This is a genomic window from Stenotrophomonas sp. NPDC077461, from assembly GCF_049545475.1.
Taxonomy (GTDB): domain Bacteria; phylum Pseudomonadota; class Gammaproteobacteria; order Xanthomonadales; family Xanthomonadaceae; genus Stenotrophomonas; species Stenotrophomonas nematodicola.
Window position 1 is genome coordinate 179,995 of the sequence record NZ_JBMWDO010000006.1, and the last position, 18,654, is coordinate 198,648.

16 protein-coding genes are annotated in these 18,654 nt (G+C 68.7%); 10 read left to right on the forward strand and 6 right to left on the reverse strand.

The features are described 5' to 3' along the window. Positions 1–183 precede the first annotated feature (183 nt). Both ACPEH8_RS12510 and eda read left to right on the forward strand, forming a co-directional pair. Positions 184–1,200 (forward strand): sugar kinase, encoded by a 1,017-nt coding sequence (locus tag ACPEH8_RS12510; RefSeq protein WP_082316368.1) that lies wholly within the window; start codon positions 184–186, stop codon positions 1,198–1,200. After that, a complete protein-coding gene (eda, locus tag ACPEH8_RS12515) occupies positions 1,187–1,825 on the forward strand; it encodes a bifunctional 4-hydroxy-2-oxoglutarate aldolase/2-dehydro-3-deoxy-phosphogluconate aldolase (protein WP_313218328.1) in 639 nt (212 codons plus the stop codon). The genes ACPEH8_RS12510 and eda overlap by 14 nt, the downstream gene beginning before the upstream one ends. Positions 1,826–1,840: 15 nt before the next feature. Here eda and ACPEH8_RS12520 read toward each other — a convergent pair whose 3' ends face one another. After that, on the reverse strand, positions 1,841–3,736 hold the full coding sequence (locus ACPEH8_RS12520; protein WP_423666936.1) for a sigma-54-dependent Fis family transcriptional regulator: 1,896 nt from the start codon (positions 3,734–3,736) through the stop codon (positions 1,841–1,843). 240 nt (positions 3,737–3,976) lie between these two features. Here ACPEH8_RS12520 and adh point away from each other — a divergent pair, with 240 nt between their 5' ends. The 4 genes from adh to ACPEH8_RS12540 all read left to right on the forward strand — a co-directional run bounded on the left by adh (position 3,977) and on the right by ACPEH8_RS12540 (position 7,547). Next, positions 3,977–5,506 carry an aldehyde dehydrogenase gene (gene adh, locus ACPEH8_RS12525; protein ID WP_313242818.1) on the forward strand — a complete coding sequence of 510 codons (1,530 nt, stop codon included), beginning with the start codon at positions 3,977–3,979 and terminating at the stop codon, positions 5,504–5,506. 85 nt (positions 5,507–5,591) lie between these two features. After that, complete coding sequence (gene adhP, locus ACPEH8_RS12530; protein WP_017356805.1) at positions 5,592–6,620, forward strand: alcohol dehydrogenase AdhP; 1,029 nt, start codon at positions 5,592–5,594, stop codon at positions 6,618–6,620. A 111-nt stretch (positions 6,621–6,731) separates the two neighbouring features. Beyond that, positions 6,732–7,109, forward strand: coding sequence for a DUF779 domain-containing protein (locus tag ACPEH8_RS12535; RefSeq protein ID WP_017356804.1), 378 nt, complete (start codon positions 6,732–6,734; stop codon positions 7,107–7,109). A gap of 51 nt (positions 7,110–7,160) precedes the next feature. After that, positions 7,161–7,547, forward strand: coding sequence for a hypothetical protein (locus ACPEH8_RS12540; protein ID WP_017356803.1), 387 nt, complete (start codon positions 7,161–7,163; stop codon positions 7,545–7,547). 16 nt (positions 7,548–7,563) lie between these two features. On the opposite strand, the gene ligD is transcribed toward ACPEH8_RS12540, so the two are convergent. The 3 genes from ligD to ACPEH8_RS12555 all read right to left on the reverse strand — a co-directional run bounded on the left by ligD (position 7,564) and on the right by ACPEH8_RS12555 (position 11,470). Continuing rightward, complete coding sequence (ligD, locus tag ACPEH8_RS12545) at positions 7,564–10,014, reverse strand: DNA ligase D (protein WP_423666939.1); 2,451 nt, start codon at positions 10,012–10,014, stop codon at positions 7,564–7,566. A gap of 6 nt (positions 10,015–10,020) precedes the next feature. Beyond that, positions 10,021–10,974, reverse strand: a complete 954-nt coding sequence (locus tag ACPEH8_RS12550) for a Ku protein (protein WP_313218334.1) — start codon at positions 10,972–10,974, stop codon at positions 10,021–10,023. Positions 10,975–11,071: 97 nt separating this feature from the next. Further along, a complete protein-coding gene (locus ACPEH8_RS12555) occupies positions 11,072–11,470 on the reverse strand; it encodes a hypothetical protein (protein ID WP_136005764.1) in 399 nt (132 codons plus the stop codon). Between the two features lie 284 nt (positions 11,471–11,754). Here ACPEH8_RS12555 and ACPEH8_RS12560 point away from each other — a divergent pair, with 284 nt between their 5' ends. Then, positions 11,755–11,958, forward strand: a complete 204-nt coding sequence (locus ACPEH8_RS12560) for a hypothetical protein (protein ID WP_312709682.1) — start codon at positions 11,755–11,757, stop codon at positions 11,956–11,958. Positions 11,959–11,965: 7 nt separating this feature from the next. Here the strand turns inward: ACPEH8_RS12560 and ACPEH8_RS12565 are convergent, their stop codons facing one another. After that, positions 11,966–14,080, reverse strand: coding sequence for a TonB-dependent receptor family protein (locus ACPEH8_RS12565; protein WP_423666942.1), 2,115 nt, complete (start codon positions 14,078–14,080; stop codon positions 11,966–11,968). A 175-nt stretch (positions 14,081–14,255) separates the two neighbouring features. Here ACPEH8_RS12565 and ACPEH8_RS12570 point away from each other — a divergent pair, with 175 nt between their 5' ends. From ACPEH8_RS12570 to ACPEH8_RS12580, 3 genes are all read left to right on the forward strand, one after another. After that, positions 14,256–15,458, forward strand: coding sequence for an aromatic amino acid transaminase (locus tag ACPEH8_RS12570; protein ID WP_136005770.1), 1,203 nt, complete (start codon positions 14,256–14,258; stop codon positions 15,456–15,458). 159 nt (positions 15,459–15,617) lie between these two features. After that, positions 15,618–16,634 carry a class 1 fructose-bisphosphatase gene (locus ACPEH8_RS12575; protein WP_287253352.1) on the forward strand — a complete coding sequence of 339 codons (1,017 nt, stop codon included), beginning with the start codon at positions 15,618–15,620 and terminating at the stop codon, positions 16,632–16,634. Positions 16,635–16,755: 121 nt separating this feature from the next. Further along, positions 16,756–17,466 carry a 2OG-Fe(II) oxygenase gene (locus ACPEH8_RS12580; protein ID WP_136005774.1) on the forward strand — a complete coding sequence of 237 codons (711 nt, stop codon included), beginning with the start codon at positions 16,756–16,758 and terminating at the stop codon, positions 17,464–17,466. Positions 17,467–17,488: 22 nt separating this feature from the next. Here the strand turns inward: ACPEH8_RS12580 and ACPEH8_RS12585 are convergent, their stop codons facing one another. Beyond that, entirely contained in the window at positions 17,489–18,646 is a 1,158-nt protein-coding gene (locus ACPEH8_RS12585; protein ID WP_423666945.1) for a hypothetical protein, read from the reverse strand. Positions 18,647–18,654 lie beyond the last annotated feature (8 nt).

Below are 18,654 nucleotides of genomic sequence, written 5' to 3' on the forward strand. Positions count from 1 at the left end.
TCCGTTCCGGACAGGGCATCTTGCAGCGCAACAGACTTTTGATGTCCCGCAGAGGCTTGCGGGACAATGCTTCCGACATTCAGGACAGGTGGACGAGGGGCGTCGCACCGCTAGAATGACACCGCTAGCCATTGCCGCACCTGCCGTTCCGGCCGGCGCGGCCTTCACAAGGACCCGGTAACCATGAGTCGTGTCGTCTGTTTTGGAGAGTTGTTGCTGCGCATGAGCGCACCCGGCCGGGAGCTGCTGCTGCAGACCCCGCACTTGGTGGTGCACACCGGGGGCGCCGAAGCCAACGTGGGCGTCAGCCTGGCCCACCTCGGGCATGACGTGGCAATGGTCGGCACCGTGGCCGCCAATCCGCTGGGTGACTTCGCGCTCGGCGAACTGCGCCGGCACGGGGTGGATACCCGCGCGGTGCAGGTGCGCGATGGCCGCATGGGCCTGTATTTCCTCACCACCGGCGCGGTGCAGCGCGCCAGCGAAGTGGTCTATGACCGCGCCGACTCGGCCTTCGCGCTCAGCCGTGCCACCGATTACGACTGGGATGCCGCGCTGGACGGTGCGCAGTGGCTGCACCTGTCCGGGGTGAGCCCGGCGCTCAACCCGACGATGGCCCAGGCCACCCTGGCCGCGGCGCGTGCGGCGTGCGAGCGCGGCGTGGCGGTGTCCTTCGATGGCAACTTCCGGCCCTCGCTGTGGGCGCGCTGGCAGGGCGATGCCGCAGGCATCCTGCGTGAGCTGTTCGCCTGTGCGCAGGTGCTGTTCGCCGATTACCGCGATATCGGCGTGGTGCTCGGCGGCGAGTTCGCACAGGCGCAGCCGCAGGAGCGCGTGGACGCAGCGGCGGCGATGGCCTTTGCCGCGTTCCCCCGGCTGCAGTGGATGGCCTGCACGCAGCGCACGCCGCACAGCGTGGACAACCATGCGCTTGGCGCCATGCTGCTCGGTCGCGACGGCACCCGCGCGGTGGCGCCCACCCGCGAGATGGTCGGGATCGTCGACCGCATCGGCGGCGGCGATGCCTTCGCCGCCGGCATCCTGCATGGCATGATGCGCGGCTTCGCGCCGGAGGCGATCGTGCGCTTCGGCCTGGCCGCCGGATGTCTCAAGCATTCGATTCCCGGCGACTTCAACCCTGTCAGCGAGGCTGACATCATGGCCCTGACGGGCGAGGAGCGATTCGATGTCCGGCGCTGATCCGCGCGTACGCGCAGTCCTGAAGCTGGCCCCGGTGATTCCGGTGTTCACCCCCGAGGGCGTCGAGGACGCGGTCGAGGTGGCCCGCGCGCTGTTCAATGGCGGCCTGCCGGTGATCGAAGTCACGCTGCGCACCCCGGTGGCGATGGACGCCATCCAGGCGATGGTGGAAGCGGTACCCGATGCCGTGGTCGGCGCCGGTACTGTGCTGACCGCCGCGCAGATGGAGCGGGTCAAGGCCGTCGGCGGCCGCTTTGCGGTCTCGCCTGGTGCCACAGACCGGCTGTATGCCGCCGCGCGCGATACCGATCTGCCGTTCCTGCCCGGCGTGGCGACCTCCTCCGAGCTGATGCGCGGCCTGGAGAACGGGCTGGATACGTTCAAGTTCTTCCCGGCCGTCCAGGCCGGCGGCGCAGCGATGCTGTCGGCCTGGAACGGCCCGTTCGGCGATGTGCGGTTCTGCCCCACTGGCGGGATCAGCGCGCAGACCGCGCGCGAGTTCCTGCACCTGCCCAACGTGCTGTGCGTGGGCGGCTCCTGGTTGACCACCCGTACGCTGCTGCAGGCGCGCGACTGGGCCGGCATCGAGCAGTTGGCGCGCGAATCGGCCGCACTGGTTGGCTGACCGCCACGCCCGCCGTCAGTGACGGCGGCGGGCGCTGTTGCCGACCCGGCGGTACAGCGTGCTGCGGCTGATGCCAAGCAGACGCGCCGCCTGGGCCACGTTGCCCCCGCACCGCGCCAGTGCGTCGCGCATGGCGTCGGTTTCAATCGCGTCCAGGCCCCTGTCGGACGCGCCGGCCTGCTCTGCCCGCAGCTCGCGCGGGGCATCGCGCAGGTAGCTGGGCAGGTCGTCATGGCCAAGGACCTGGCCGGGATCGCTGAGCGCCACCAGCGTGCGCAGGCAGGCGCTCAGCTGGCGCACGTTGCCCGGCCAGGCATAGGCTGCCAGCGCGTCGAAGGCGACCGCTTCCAGCTGGCGTCCCTCTCCCAGTCGCTCCCACAGGCCCCGTACCAGCGCGGCGCGGTCGGGATGCGCACGCAGCGGCGGCAGGGCCACGCAGTGGTCGGCGATGCGGTAGTACAGGTCGCTGCGGAAGGTGCCGGCCGCCATCGCCTCGTCGAGGTCACGATGCGTGGCGCAGATCAGCGCGAAATCCAGCTGCACCGGCTTGCCGCCGCCCAGTGGCGACAGCGTGCGCTCCTGCAGCACCCGCAGCAGTCGCGGCTGCAGGGCAAGGGGCATGTCGCCAATCTCGTCCAGGAACAGCACACCGCCCTGCGCCTGCCGCAGCAGACCGGTGTTGCCGGTCTTGCGCGCGCCGGTGAACGCGCCTTCTTCATAGCCGAACAGCTCCGCTTCGATCAGTCCTTCCGGCAGCGCCGCGCAGTTCACCGCCACGAACGGCTTGTCGGCGCGTGTGCTGCGCCGATGCAGCGCGCGCGCGAACACCTCCTTGCCGGTGCCGGTCTCGCCCTGCAGCAGCACCGGCAACTGCGCATCGAGCACCCGGCATGCACGCGCCAGCGCCTGCTGCTGGGCGGCATCGAACAGCGGTGAGGGGTCCAGGCGGGGTGCCGATGCGCTGACCCGCGCGGGGGCCGCCACGGGCATGCGCGTCGCCGCCGCCGGCGAGCGCCGTGCCGGGGGCTGGCCAAGGTGGCCATACAGCGCGCGGCCCTGGCGGTCGATCAGCGCGCCGTCATCGTGCAGGCGCGACAGGGGCACATCGAACAGCGCCTCATAGGACGCACGCCCGAGGTCGCCGTGTTCCAGGCCGAACAGCGCCAGCCCGGCGCGGTTGGCCGCCACCAGCCGCCCGCCGCGGAAGCCGAGCACCCCTTCGCGGGCGGTGCCCAGCAGCGCGGCATCGTGATGCAGGCGGACCACCTCGCAGTCGCCCAGTCCGGCATCGAAGTAACGGTGTTCGATATGTGCCACCGCCTGGCGCGCCAGCACCCGGGCGTGCAGATGTTGCAGGCGTGCATCGCCGGAGATGTCGAGCACGCCCACGCGCTGGCCGTATGGGTCGAAGATCGGCGTGGCCGAGCAGGTCAGGATGCCGTGCGGAGCGAAGTAGTGTTCGCCACCGCGGACTTCCACCGACCGCCCTTCGACGATCGCGGTGCCGATGGCGTTGGTACCCACCGAGGTCTCATCCCAGCGCACGCCGGGCATCAGTGCCACACGGCCGGCCTTGTCGAGGAAGTCCGGGCTGCCTTCGGCGTCGAGGATCCAGCCGGCCTCGTCGGTGAGCAGCACGATGCTGCCGGCCACCGCGATGTCGGCCGCCAGGCCGTCCAGTTCCGGGCGGGCCAGCCGCCACAGCGTCTCCTGGCGCTGCCGCAGCTCGCGCAGACGCGCATCGGGCAGCGGTGCCACATCCGGCTGCGCATGCACCGACAGGCCGCCGCGCAGGCAGCGCTGCCAGGACTGCAGGATGGTATCGGGCACGATCCCGATGGGCGCGGCACCCCGTTCAAAGAACGAACGCCGCGCATTGCCGACGCGGTGCTGGTGCGGAAGCTGGGACACCTGGATTCTCCAGTGTCGCAATCTGCGACAGTTGTAGCGGGGCCTGTACCGATAAACACCACAGCCGGCGTTACCGTGCAATGACCAGTCGTGGTGCGGCGCAACATACCGGCTGCCGCGCACCAGCATCGGCGTGGCCCGCACCCGTGCGGCAGCGCACCACCCCGAACCTGGCATCGTCCTTGCGGCAGGGAAAGGACCCGAATGGGCCGTTCCCACCTGCACCCGGAGATCCACCCGATGAATGCCGTCACGTCCGCCAAGCCGCACGCCACCGACCCGCAGTCCATCTTCAAGCCGCGCTACGGCAACTACATCGGCGGGGAATGGGTCGCTCCGCGCAGCGGCCAGTACTTCGAGAACACGACCCCGGTCACCGGCAAGGTATTCACCGAAGTGGCCCGCTCCAATGCCGAGGACATCGAGGCCGCCCTCGACGCCGCCCATGCCGCCAAACGCGCCTGGGCCGAAACCTCCACCACCGCGCGCGCCAACATCCTCAACAGAATCGCCGACCGCATCGAGGAGAACCTGGAGTTGCTTGCCCACGCCGAGACCTGGGACAACGGCAAGCCGATCCGCGAAACCCTCAACGCGGACATCCCGCTGATGGCCGACCACTTCCGCTACTTCGCCGGCGCGGTGCGTGCACAGGAAGGCAGCCTGTCGGAGATCGACAAGGACACCATCGCCTACCACTTCCACGAGCCGCTGGGCGTGGTCGGGCAGATCATCCCGTGGAACTTCCCGATGCTGATGGCCGCCTGGAAGCTGGCCCCGGCCCTGGCGGCCGGCAACTGCGTGGTGCTCAAGCCCGCCGAGCAGACCCCGGCGTCGATCCTGGTCCTGATGGAGGTGATCGGCGACCTGCTGCCCAAGGGCGTGCTCAACGTGGTCAACGGCTTCGGTGTGGAAGCCGGCAAGCCGCTGGCGTCCAACCCGCGCATCGCCAAGATCGCCTTCACCGGTGAAACCACCACCGGCCGGCTGATCATGCAGTACGCCAGCCAGAACCTGATTCCGGTGACGCTGGAGCTGGGTGGCAAATCGCCCAATATCTTCTTCGCCGACGTGATGGCCGAGGACGACGACTTCCTCGACAAGGCGGTCGAAGGCTTCGTGCTGTTCGCCTTCAATCAGGGCGAGGTGTGTACCTGTCCGTCGCGCGCGCTGATCCACGAATCGATCTACGAGGAGTTCATGGCGCGCGCCCTCAAGCGCGTGGCCGCGATCAAACAGGGCAACCCGCTGGACCCCAACACGATGGTCGGCGCGCAGGCCTCGTCCGAGCAATTGGAGAAGATCCTGTCCTACTTCGACATCGGCCGCCAGGAGGGCGCCGAGGTGCTGATCGGCGGCGAACAGGCGCACCTCGACGGCGATCTCGCCGGCGGCTTCTATGTGACGCCCACCGTGTTCAAGGGCCACAACAGGATGCGCGTGTTCCAGGAGGAGATCTTCGGACCGGTGGTGTCGGTGACCACCTTCAAGACCGAGGAAGAAGCGCTGGAGATCGCCAACGACACCCTGTACGGCCTCGGTGCCGGCGTGTGGAGCCGCGATGCGTCGCGTCTGTACCGGATGGGGCGCGGCATCCAGGCAGGCCGGGTGTGGACCAACTGCTACCACGCCTATCCGGCACACGCCGCGTTTGGGGGTTACAAGCAGTCGGGCATCGGCCGCGAGAACCACAAGATGATGCTCGACCACTACCAGCAGACCAAGAACCTGCTGGTCAGCTACTCGCCGAAGAAGCTCGGCTTCTTCTGAGCCTGCGCAGGCTTGATCCCGATCAAGGCGCCGGCACGAGGCCGGCGCCACAGTGCAGTTCCTGGCAATCCACGGAGATCCACCCATGAACAAGACCATGAAGGCCGCGGTCGTCCGCGAGTTCGGCAAACCGTTGCGCATCGAGGAGGTCCAGGTACCGCGTCCCGGCGCGGGCGACATCCTGGTGAAGATCGAGGCGTGTGGCGTCTGCCATACCGACCTGCACGCGGTGGATGGCGACTGGCCGGTGAAGCCCAATCCGCCGTTCATTCCCGGCCATGAGGGCGTGGGCCACGTGGTCGCCGTCGGTGCCGGCGTCAGCCACGTCAAGGAAGGCGATCGCGTCGGCATCCCCTGGCTGTACTCGGCATGCGGCTACTGCGAGCACTGCCTGGGCGGGTGGGAAACCCTGTGCGAAAGCCAGCAGAACACCGGCTATTCGGTCAACGGCGGGTTCGCCGAGTACGCGCTGGCCAACGCCGGCTATGTCGGCCATCTGCCGAAGAACGTCGGCTTCATCGAGGTGGCGCCGATCCTGTGCGCCGGCGTCACCGTCTACAAGGGCTTGAAAGTCACCGACACCAAGCCGGGGCAGTGGGTGGTGATCTCGGGTGTGGGCGGGCTGGGCCACATGGCCGTGCAGTACGCCAAGGCGATGGGGTTGAACGTGGCCGCCGTGGATATCGACGATGACAAGCTTGCCTTGGCCGAACGCCTGGGCGCGACGATCACGGTCAACGCGCGCACCACCGATCCGGCCGCGTTCCTGAAGAAGGAAATCGGTGGCGCGCATGGCGCCTTGGTCACCGCCGTATCGCCGATCGCGTTCGAGCAGGCGCTGGGCATGGTCCGCCGCGGCGGCACGGTGTCGCTCAACGGCCTGCCGCCGGGCAACTTCCCGCTGGACATCTTCGGCATGGTGCTCAACGGCATCACCGTGCGCGGCTCGATCGTGGGCACCCGCCTGGACCTGCAGGAATCGCTGGAGTTCGCCGAGCAGGGCAAGGTGGCCGCCACGGTCACCAGCGATTCGCTGGAGAACATCAACGACATCTTCGCGCGCATGCACGCCGGCAAGATCGAAGGCCGCGTGGTGCTGGACATGAGCGCGTAACCGGACGGCGCGCTGCCGTTCCATCGACCGTTTTCCTCTCCCGACGGCGATGGCGCGGCAGCGCCTGTGTTCGCGTAGTGCCGGCCACTGGCCGGCTCCCAGGACCCCTCCATGCCCGACCTCCCGCTCCAGGTCATCGCCACCCTCCCGGCCCTGCAGCTGATCGACACATTGCGCGCGCGCCACGGCGAACTGCTGTTCCATCAATCCGGCGGCTGCTGCGACGGTTCCTCGCCGATGTGTTTCGCCCAGGGCGACTTCATCGTCGGCGACCGCGATGTGCAGCTGGGCGAGATCGGCGGCGCACCGTTCTACATCAGTCCGTCGCAGTTCGCGTACTGGAAGCACACCCAGCTGATCATTGACGTGGTGCCCGGTCGCGGTGGCATGTTCTCGCTGGAGAATGGCGAGGGCGTTCGCTTCCTGGTGCGCTCGCGGCTGTTCAGCGATGCCGAGTTCGCCCTGCTGCAGGCCGCCGGCAAGGCCTGAGCCCGCCGCGCGGGCCATAATGGCCGCATCCTTCTCTGCCGTTGAATGCCCATGTCTGCGCTGTCGCTCGCCAAAACCGGGGTGTTGTCCGTACTGTCGGTGGTGGTGGCGCTGTTCGTGCTGGGCATGGTCGCCGGTGCCGGCGGCTGGGTGGCGCCGTGGCTCGGCCTGTCCGACGGTGGGTCGCTGCGTCTGGGCTGGGATCTGGGCTGGACCGTTCTCGGCGGCGTGGCGGCCACCGCCTTCGCCAGCCGCTATGCGCCGGCCTGGCCCTGCGTGCATGGCGGGGTGGTGTGGGCGGTGATCGCAGCCGCCTCGGTCTACGCCGTCTGGAGCCTGGGCAGCGACTATCCCTTCTGGTTCGTGCTGACGCTGCTGGTCTCGCTGCCGTTCCAGGCCATCGGCGTCTGGCTGGGCGCGCGCTGCCGCCCGCGTTGAGCCGCGCCGGTCCGGCTCACGTGCCGGGCAGCACCTGCTTGACCTTGTCGATCCCTTCCCACGGGTCCTGCTTCAAGCGCTGTGCGCGCTGCAGGGCCTTGGCCAGCGGGAAGGCATCCGGCGCGCTGACGCGCCCCAGCTCCTCCCAGCGCAGCGGCACTGCCACGCCTGCGCCGGGCCGCGCCCGCAGCGACCACGAGCACACGCTGGTGGCACCGCGCGCGTTGCGCAGCCAGTCGATGAAAATCACCCCGCCGCGCTTGGCCTTGCTCATGGTGGCCACGTAGCGCGCCGGCGCGTGCTCGGCCATCGCCTGCGCGAACGCCTCGCAGAAGTCCTTGGCCTGCGCCCAGTCCGCGGTGGGCTGCAGCGGCACCACGACGTGCACCCCTTTGCCACCGGACAGCCGCACGAAGCTCTGCAGGCCGGTTTCCTGCAGCCGGTCGCGCACCTCGCGCGCGGCCGCCTTCACCTGCGGCCAGCCCACGCCCTCGCCCGGGTCCAGGTCGAACACCAGCCGGTCCGGGTGTTCCGGGTCGGCCACCGTGGCGCCCCACGGGTGCAGCTCCAGGGTGTTCATCTGCACCAGCTGCAACAGCCCCTGCACGTCGTCGATGTACAGGTAGTCCTCGCGTCCGCTCTTCTGCTCCAGCGGGATCGCCTTCACCGCATCACCCAGGCCGGTGCCGTGGTGCTTCTGGAAGAAGCACGGTTTGTCCACGCCGTCCGGACAGCGCAGCAGCGACAGCGGCCGGCGCGCGACCTCCGGCAGGATCCAGTGCGCCATCCGCCGGTAGTAGTCGGCCACATCGCCCTTGGTGAGCTTCGCCTTGGCAAACACCACCCGCTCGGGATGGCTGATGGTGACGTCGGTATCGTCGGCGGTCACGGCCGTCTCCTTCACGCGCAGGTCAGTGGCCGGCTTGTCCTCGCGCAGCCGCTTGAAGCTGGCCTGCCGCAGCAGACCTTCCTTTGCCCAGCCGCGGAACGCCACTTCCGCCACCAGCGTCGGCTTGACCCAGTGCACGCTGCGCGCCGTGAACGGCACATGCGACGGCAGTTCGACCGCGGCGGCATCGGTGGCCAATGCCTTGAGCTGTCGATGCAGCGCGGCCAACCCGGCATCGTCAAAGCCTGTTCCCACACGCCCCACATAACGCAGCCCGCCCTTGTCAGGCGTTGCCATCAACAGCGAGCCGAAGCCACTGCGCGCGCCCTTCGGGTCGGTGTAGCCCACCACCAGGAACTCGTCGGTGTTCTCGTGCTTCACCTTCACCCAGCTGGGCGAACGCGCGTTGACGTAGGGCGCATCCACACGTTTGCTGACGATGCCCTCGAAGCCGGCCTCACCGCTGGCCTCGAACACCGCCGGGCCGTGGTCGCGCACATGGTCGCTGTAGGCCAGGGTACCGGGCGTCTCACCGATCAGGTCCTTCAGCAGCGCCTTGCGCGCGAGCAGCGGCGCACGGCTGATGTCCGCGCCAGCCACGCCGGGCATATCGAACAGCACGTAGCGCAGCGGCTGCTTTGCGGTGCCGTCGATGACCTTCTGCAGCGCGGTGAAATCGCTGCGCCCCTGCGCGTCCAGCACCACCAGCTCGCCGTCCAGGCGCAGGTCGCGCACCGGCAGCCGTTGGATCGCCTGCACCACCTCGGGAAAATCATCGGTCCAGTTCAGGCCGCCGCGCGAACGCAGCGTCACTACGCCGTCGCGCACGTCGGCCAGCAACCGGTAACCATCCCATTTGATCTCATGCAGCCAACCGTCGCCGTCGGGCGCAGTGGCACGATGGTCGGTCAACTGCGGCTTGAACCCTGCGGGATAGGGGCTATCCCGTGCACCGGACAACGCCAGCGCCCGGCGATGCCAGCGCGCATCCGCCTTGCGCGCGGCCGGAGCCGGGGCTGCCTTCGTGGAGGCCGGGCGTTTGCCCGGCCCACGCGGTGGGGTTGCGTTTCCGAGCATGTCGTCGGCCTCCATGTCGCGCGCCTCGTCGTCATCGCGCTTGATCAACAGCCACTGGTGCTGCTTGCCTTTCATCGCGGTCCGCACCAGTTTCCAGCCGCCTTTGAGCCGTTCGCCGTGCAGCACGAAGTCCACCTTGCCGGCGGCGATCGCTTCCAGCGGATCGCCATCGCAGGCCCAGGTGCCGTGGTCGTATACGTCCACATGGCCCGCGCCGTAATGCCCCTCGGGAATATCGCCTTCGAACGTGGCATACGACAGCGGGTGGTCTTCGACCTCCACGGCCAAGCGCTTCTCGCCCACGCGCAGCGAGGGGCCTTTGGGCACGGCCCAGCTCTTGAGCACACCATCGGCCTCCAGGCGGAAATCGTAGTGGCGCGAACTGGCGTGATGCAGCTGCACCACGAAGATCGGCCGCCGCGCCGCCGCACCGTGCCGCGTGTCATCGGGCTCGGGGGTTTGGCCGAAGCGGCGTTTGCGCCGGTATTCCTGCAGCGACATGGCCGCTTACCCGGCCTTGCGTGTCGTGGTGCGCTTGGCGGTTTTGCTGGTGGCCTTGGCTGTCCTGGTCGTCGCCTTGGCTGCCTTGGCCGCCTTCTTGGCGGGTTTTCCGCTCTTTTTCACCACCTTCGATACGGCTGCGCTCTTCTTTGCCGGTGTTCGTTTTTTCGCATCCAGGCTTTTCTGCAGCAGCGACATGAAGTCCACCACATTGGTCGTATCGTCCTCGCGCGGCGCCGGTTCCTCTTCCACGCGGGTGGTGCCGCCCTTGGCCTTGATGCGCTTCTTCAGCAGCGTGTGCAGGCGCTCGCGGAATTCATCGTGGTACTCCTCCGGCTGCCAGTCGCCGGACATCGAGGCGATGAGCTGCTCGGCCATCGCGGTTTCCTTGCTGTTGATGCGGTAGTCGGCCAGGCTGCCGGTCGGCAGCGTGTAGTCCTCCGGGTCCACCAGCTCCTGCGGGTAGCGCAGGATCATCAGCACCAGCGCATCGCCATGCGGCATCACCGCGCACAGGTATTCGCGGGTGCGTACCACCACCCGCGCGATGCCCACCTTGCCGGTGCTGCGCAGGGTCTCGCGCAGCAGCACGTAGCCTTTTTCGGCTTTCTTGGCCGGCACCAGCAGATAGGGCTTCTCGTAGAAGCGCGGATCGATGCTGGCCGCATCGACGAAGGTCTCCACTTCAACGGCCTCGTGGCTCTCCGGCGCGGCCGAGCGGATGTCGTCCTCTTCGAGCACCACATAGCTGCCCTTGTCGTACTCGTAAGCCTTGACGATGTCCTTCCACGGCACTTCCTCGCCGGTATCGGCATTCACGCGCTCGAAGCGGATCGGCTTGCGGTCGCGCGAATCCAGCATGCGGAACTGCAGGTCGACCTTGCGCTCGCCGGACATCAGCGACACCGGGACGTTGAGCAATCCGAATGACAGCGTGCCGGTCCAGATCGGTCGGGCCATGACGGCGCCACTCCAGCGGTAGGGGGAGGGCAGCTGTACCGCGCGCGACGTGAAACGCCTGTGTCCGCGCCGTGCAGGCCGCCTGTACGCAACCGCGCTACTGCAGCAGGCCGTGCACGGCCGCCGCCGGCATGTGGTCCAGCGCCAGCCAGGCGTCCTCGACGATCGCGCGCGCCTGCGGCCAGCCCAGCCGCGATTGCCCGCGCATCTGTTCCCAGTGCTCGGCAAGCTCGCCATCGGTGTCGTCGTCGTCGCCACGCGGCCAGTCGGCGTAGTGTGTGGTCAACGCGAAGGCATAGGCCGGGTACAGATCGCGCCAACTGCGGCGGCCCTGTGCACGGCGCTGTTCGTAGTCGTTGCGCATGTACTGCAGGTAATCCTGCGCGACGGCCTGCGGCTCCTCCATGCGTTCGCGCCGGCTGCGGCGCCCGCTGCGTTCGGGCTGCAGATAGGCGTTGTACAGCGCGGGGACGGCTCGACGGTCCAGGCGGGGCATGGCACGACTCCGGCAGCGGCAGGGGGAGGCAGGAATAGCCCCGCCGCCGTTATCCAGCCGTGACAGATCCGTTGCGGGTCGGCCATTCAGCGCCGGCTTCACGGCAGGTACCCACCACAGGTGCGTACGCTGCAGGCACCTCTCCCTGGAGACATCCCATGCCACGCGATCCCCTGCGCGACGCCGCCCCCCCGGTCCCCGGCGAACAGCGCGCCAAGCACGACCTGCAGGACGCCGAAGACCGCGGCGCCGGCATGTCCACCCCCAACGAGGAACCGGACCACCTGCCGGTCCCGGCCAGCTCATCCCACGCCTACCGCGACCGCAAGGACCCCACCGGCGCACCGGCGCCGGGCCGCCGCGAGAACGAGGACCAGCGCCGCGAGCGCAAGGAACATGCCAGCGACAACCAGGACGAGGCGCTGGAAGAGACATTCCCGGCCAGCGACCCGACCTCGCCGTTCGTGCCGGCCAAGGTGCCGCGCTAGGCGCCGCTCACGGCGCCCACTGCCACTGCAGCCCCACGCTGTAGCGGCGGTCCGGCCCGGGCTCGAAGAAGCGCTGGTTGCCGTCGTTGACGATCACCGAGCCGATGTAGCGCTGGTCCAGCACGTTGTCGATCCGCGCGAAGGCGCGCAGCGTGCCCTGCGCGCGCTGCCAGCGGCGCGACGCCTCCAGGTTGAGCAGGGCATGGCCGGGCGCGCGCTCGGTGGCCAGGTCGTTGACCACGGTATCGCTGGAGGCCACCACCTCGGCCGTCCACTGCCACGGGCCAGGGCGGTACTGCAGGCGCGCGTTCCACTGCTGCTGCGGCACGCCGGGCAGGCGCGAACCCGCCGCCACGGTGCCGGCAGCCAACGCGTAGGGATCGCGCACGGTCGCATCGATCCAGGTGTAGGCCAGCGCCAGGTCGGCCCGAGCCCCCAGCGGCTGCAGATAGCTGGCTTCCAGCCCCTGGCGGCGGGTGCGCCCGATGTTGCGGTAGGTGGCCCGTCCGCCGGTGTTGCTGGCCACCGCCAGCTCGTCGTCGGTGTCGGCGCGGAACAGCGCCGTTTCCAGCTGCGCGCCGCCCTGCGGGTGCCACTTGGCGCCTACCTCCAGATTCCGGCTGCGCGCCGCCGACAGATCCAGCGCCAGCCCGGCCTGGCCGTCGGCGCGATAGCCCAGCTCGTTGAACGTCGGGGTTTCGAAGCCGCGCCCGGCCGAGGCGTACAGCCGCCATGCTTCGCTGGCGCGGAACACCACGCCGGCCACCGGCGTCGTGGCGTTGTAGCGGCGCGATCCGCTGTCGTCGGGGTTGGCGGCGGTGATGTAGTGGTCGTTGGAGCGGAACCGCACCGTGCTGTGCCGCACGCCCAGCAGCAGCGACCAGCGCGGCGCCCACTGCCACCAGGCCTGGGCGAACTGGTCCACGTTCTCCACCCGGTCGGCCTGGTCGCGCCGCAGGCGGCCCTTGATGCCCAGCGTATCGCCGACGAAATTCTCGTAACCGCGCCGATTCTGGCGCTGACGGTCGGCATTGGCGCCGATCACCACATCCAGCGGCCGTCCGGCCCAGTCGCCGTGCCAGGCCCAGCGCGCGTCCACGCCGCCGTAGCCGCCGTCCAGATCGATCACCCCGCCCGCATGCAGCGGGTTGGCCTGCGGCCCCGGCGGAATGGCCAGGTACTGCGCCACGCTGCGCTGCCCGGCATAGCCCATCGCCCGCCAGGTGTGGGCGCCCTCCGTGCGGCTGAACACCAGCCCGGCCTGCGCCTGCCGCACCGATTTGCGGGTGTTGTACTGGGTGGCCACCGCCGTGGCCTGGCGCGGGTCCGCACGCACCTGGGCGCGGGTCAGGCCAAGCGGGTCCTGCGCGTCGGGCGCATCAAGGTAGTTCAGCACCAGGGCCAGTTCGCCGCCGCCCAGCCCGGTGCCCAGGCGGGCGTTCACCGAGTCGCGGCGGGCGCGGCTGTGGTCGCGCCAGCCGTCGGTGCGGAAGTGGTTGGCCGCCACGTTGTAGTGGACCGCGCCCTGCTGCCCGCGCAACTGCGCACCGGCGCTTACTGTGGCGTCGCTGCCGGCATCCAGACGCACCCGCCAGGGGTCACCCGCCGCGCCGTCGGCGCTCCACACCTGCACCACGCCGCCGGACGAGTTGCCGTACAGCGCCGAGAACGGCCCGCGCAGCACCTCCACCCGCTGCGCGCCGAGCAGGCTGGCGTGCGAGAGCTGGCCCTGGCCGTCGGGCATGGTGGCCGGCACGCCGTCCACCAGCACCCGTACCCCGCGCACGCCGAAGGTGGAGCGCGCGCCGAAGCCGCGGATCGACAGCTGGGTGTCCTGCGCGTAGTTCTGGCGGTCGCGGGCCACCAGCCCGGGAATGCCGCCCAGCGCATCGGCGATCTGCACCTGGGGGCCGGCCGCCGCGTCATCGATCCACACCGTGCTGATCGACGCCGGCAGGTCCACATCGGCCACCTCCTGTACCCGCGCGGCCTGCACCTGCACCGCGGGCAACCGTTGCGCCTGGACCGGGTCCGGCGAGGTGTTCTGGGCCTGTGCCAGGTTCGGCAGCAGCGCGGCCGAAAACAGCGCCAACCGGCGGGCAGACGGGGTGAAACGACGCATGCGGGTAGGTGTCCTCGGGATTCGGGCGTGCCACACGCAATGGTACGGAAACGAACGTGACGGCGGCCGCCGCGCCCTCGGCGCGGCTTTGTTACGATGGGTCGGTTTTGGCTGATTCTGCCGCAACCTGCGTCGCGCCATCCTCCCCCCTTCCGTCATCCGAATGAGTACCGCCGTGTCCTTCTTTGCAAATGTGGAACTGGTCCCAGGCGACCCGATCCTGGGCCTGACCGAGGCGTACAACGCCGACAGCCGCCCAACCAAGGTCAACCTGGGTGTGGGCATCTACTACGACGAGAGCGGCCGCATTCCGCTGCTCCGCGCCGTCAAGCAGATCGAGCAGCAGCTCGCCGCCGAGGCCAAACCGCGCGGCTATCTGCCCATTGATGGCCTGCCCGCCTACAACCAGGCCACCCGCGAACTGGTGTTCGGCAAGGATTCGCCGCTGCTGGCCGCCGGCCGCGTGGCCACCTCGCAGACCATCGGCGGCAGCGGTGCGCTGCGCGTCGGCGCCGACCTGCTGCACCGCCTGCTGCCGCACGCCACCATCGCCATCAGCAACCCGAGCTGGGAAAACCACCGCGCGGTGTTCGGGGCGGCCGGCTTCGAGGTCGTGGAATACAGCTACTTCGACCCGGCTACCCACGGCGTGGACTTCGACGCCATGCTGGCCGACCTGGCCAAGCTGCAGCCGGGCACCGTGGTGCTGCTGCATGCCTGCTGCCACAACCCCACCGGTGCCGACCTCACCGTCGCGCAGTGGAAGCAGGTGGCCGAGCTGCTGAAGGACCGCCAGCTGTTCCCGTTCATCGACATGGCCTACCAGGGCTTCGACAAGGGCATCAGCGACGACGGCGCCGCCGTGCGCATCATCGCCGAGGCCGGCATCGACAGCTTCGTGGTCGCCAACTCGTACTCCAAGTCGTTCTCGCTGTACGGCGAGCGCATCGGCGCGCTGTCGGTGGTGGCACCGGATGCCAACGCCGCCAAGGCCGTGCAGTCGCAGGTCAAGCGCATCATCCGCACCATCTACTCCAGCCCGTCCAACCACGGCGCGGCCCTGGTGTCCGGCGTGCTCAACAGCGTCGAACTGCGCCAGGTGTGGGAAGCGGAACTGACCGAGATGCGCGAGCGTATCCACGCCCTGCGCCACGGCCTGGTGGAACACCTGGTGGCCGCTGGTGCGCCGGAGTTCGCCTTCATCAATGACCAGGCGGGCATGTTCTCCTACTCCGGCCTGAGCCGCCCGCAGGTGGACCGCCTGCGCGACGAGTTCGGCATCTACGCCGTCGGCACCGGCCGCATCTGCGTGGCCGCGCTGAACCAGGGCAACCTGGCGTACGTAGCCAAGGCCGTGGCGACCGTCGCCAAGGGCTGAAGCAACCCGCCGTGCATGAAACAACGGCCGCCCAGTGCGGCCGTTGTTTTTGGTGGCACCGGCCGGCACGACATGTAACCGCTTACGTTCTTCCCAACCTCGTAATGCCGCCAACAACGGGCCACAATATGGCCCCCAAATGTCTGTGGCAGCCATTCCATGTCCCGTACGTCGCTTACCCGGTACCTGATCGAAGAGCAGCATGCCGGCCGCATCAACGCCGACCTGCGCCAGCTGATCGCCGTCGTCGCCCGCGCCTGCACCAGCATCTCCATCGCGGTCAGCAAGGGCGCCCTGGGCGGCGTGCTTGGCGAAGCCGGCACCGGCAACGTGCAGGGCGAAGCGCAGAAGAAACTGGACGTGATCAGCAACGAGATCCTGCTCGAAGCCAACGCCTGGGGCGGCCACCTCGCCGCATGCGCGTCCGAGGAAATGGACCACTGCCAGCCGGTGCCGGATACCTACCCGCGCGGCGACTTCCTGCTGCTGTTCGATCCCCTCGATGGCAGCTCCAACATCGACGTCAACGTGTCGGTCGGCACCATCTTCTCGGTGCTGCGCTGCCCGCCGGGCACCGAGCAGCCCGACGATGCCAGTTTCCTGCAGCCGGGCACCGCGCAGGTCGCGGCCGGCTACTGCATCTACGGGCCGAGCACGCAGATGGTGCTCACCGTCGGCCACGGCACGCATGCCTTCACCCTGGACCGCGAGAAGGGCGAGTTCGTGCTGACCACGCCGGACATGCAGATCCCGGCGGACACCCAGGAGTTCGCCATCAACATGTCCAACCAGCGCCATTGGGAAACCCCGATGCAGGCCTACGTGCAGGACCTGCTGGCGGGCAAAGAAGGCGCGCGCGGCAAGAACTTCAACATGCGCTGGATCGCCAGCATGGTCGCCGACGTCCACCGCATCCTGACCCGCGGCGGCATCTTCATCTACCCGTGGGACAGGAAGGACCCGTCCAAGGCCGGCAAGCTGCGCCTGATGTACGAAGCCAACCCGATGGGCCTGCTGGTTGAACAGGCCGGCGGCGCCGCCACCACCGGCCGCGAGCGCATCCTCGACATCCAGCCCGACCAGCTGCACCAGCGCGTGCCGGTGTTCCTCGGCTCGCGCAACGAAGTGGCCGAAGCCACCCGTTACCACCGCGAGCACGACGCCGCGCACGGCTGAGCCGTCGCCTGGGACCGGCCCATCGCCGGTCCCGTGGCACAACAGAAAACCAACGTGGCAACGGCGTGACATCGGCCATCGCAGCGGTCACCATCGGGGCATCGCGCCCACGGAAGACCCCATGACCGCCGATTCGCCGCTGGACTTCATCGAAGTAATCCACAACGCCATCCCCGCCGAATCCTGCGCGGCAATCCTGGCCCGGATGCGAACCAGTGCGCAGTTGAAGCCCGGTGAAGTGGGCAGCGGAATCTACCCGGAACTCAAGCACAGCAAGGATCTTCGGATCAGCGGCGATCCGGCGTGGGCGCAGGTTGAAATGCAGCTGCAACAAGCCGTTTTTGTCGGCGTGATGAGTTATCTACGCCGTTATCCACAGGCCCTGATCTCGCCGCTGATGTTGCAGGTCCACGACAGCGCCGGCCAGCCGCGCCGTCTGGCCGCCGAGGATTTCGCCACGATGGACGCCGACACGCTGTCCAACCTGGCCCGCACCTGCCTGCGCCCCGGTGCCATCAACCTGCAATGGTATGCGGCAGGCGAGGGCGGCTACCCCTATTGGCACTGCGAGCTGTACCCGCGCGACCCCGCAGCCGAAACGCTGCACCGCCACCTGCTGTGGACGCTGTATCTCAACGACGACTTCGAGCAGGGCGAAACCGAGTTCCTGTTCCAGGGCCGCAAGATCGCGCCGCGTACCGGCAGCCTGCTGATCGCGCCGACGGCATTCACCCACACCCATCGAGGCAACCGGCCGCAGGGGGGCGACAAGTTCATCGCCACCAGCTGGATCCTCTTCCAGAGCGCAGAGAAGCTGTACGGCGGCGGGTGAGGGCGCACCCTGCCGTGATCCATCATCGGTCAGCGCCAAGTGCGTCCACGAGGATGCCGAAAGACAGCGTCCAGATCGGCACTACCGACGCCGCCGTTGCCAGCAGCAGGGTGTAGACCAGCGACACCGCCGCGGCCCCAACGCCAACATCCAGCTGTGCGAGCACCTGATGACCCTCGCTTGCGGCAGCGAAGGTATGGCCATCCAGCGTCACCCGCACCAGCAGAAGAACAGCGCAGCATGTAAGCGCACCGATGATCTGCACTTCCATCCACGCTGCCAGGGCAAGGGTGCGGCTGCTGAACCCCATCGCGCGCAACGTTGCCGCGTACCTGCGGCGGCCCAGGAACGACGTGCTCAGTGCATTGCCGATGGTCAGCGCGGCCGCAGCGCCCAGAGTGGCCGCGATCACCAGCGACACGCTGCGGATCAGCTCTGCCAACCACTGCGTGTGGAGCTGATAGTAGTCCGATTGCCGCACTATCCTGATACCGCTCAGACGGGGATCCTCACGCACCGCCTCCCGCAGCGCCGGCAGATCGGTAGCCGCGTTGAGTCTGATCAACGCGACCGAGAACTGCGACGGTGACTGGTAGTCCGCCTGAAGCGTGGACAGATCTGCCCAATACTCCGAGTCCCAAAGGCTCCCGTCGTGGTCGGCACGGCCTGCTACGTGCCATTGGCCCGCGCGCACCCGTACGGGGTGGCTCGACGGTGGAGTCACCGCCCATGATCCGATCAGAAGCCCTCGCGAGCCCGTCACCAGCCGGGCGAGGCGCTCACCCTCGAGTTCCATCACCTTCCAGGTCATGGGGTCCACACCGCGCACCTGGATGGGCCGGTTTCGGCCGTTCACCGTTATCGTCGTCCGCCCGATCAGGTGTGGCGCGATGAGCGGCGCTCCGTGCTCATCGCGTGCCACAGCGGGCAGGCTGCCAAGCGGCTGAAGGTGCTGCGCGCTCAGCGTGCTGGTCGCCTCATCGAACGCGCCCGCACTCAGTGCCAACGCCACGTCCGGCCTGCCGGTGGAGGCCGCGGCTTTTTCCAGACCGGACGGTATGGCCAGAAGCAGCGTCAGCACCAACGACGCCAGGGCGAATCCCGCGACCGCCATCAAAACGTCGCGAGGGCTCGCCCAATGCATGCGCGCCGCCAAGGCCAGAAGATGAAGGATGCGCATGCGTCGTC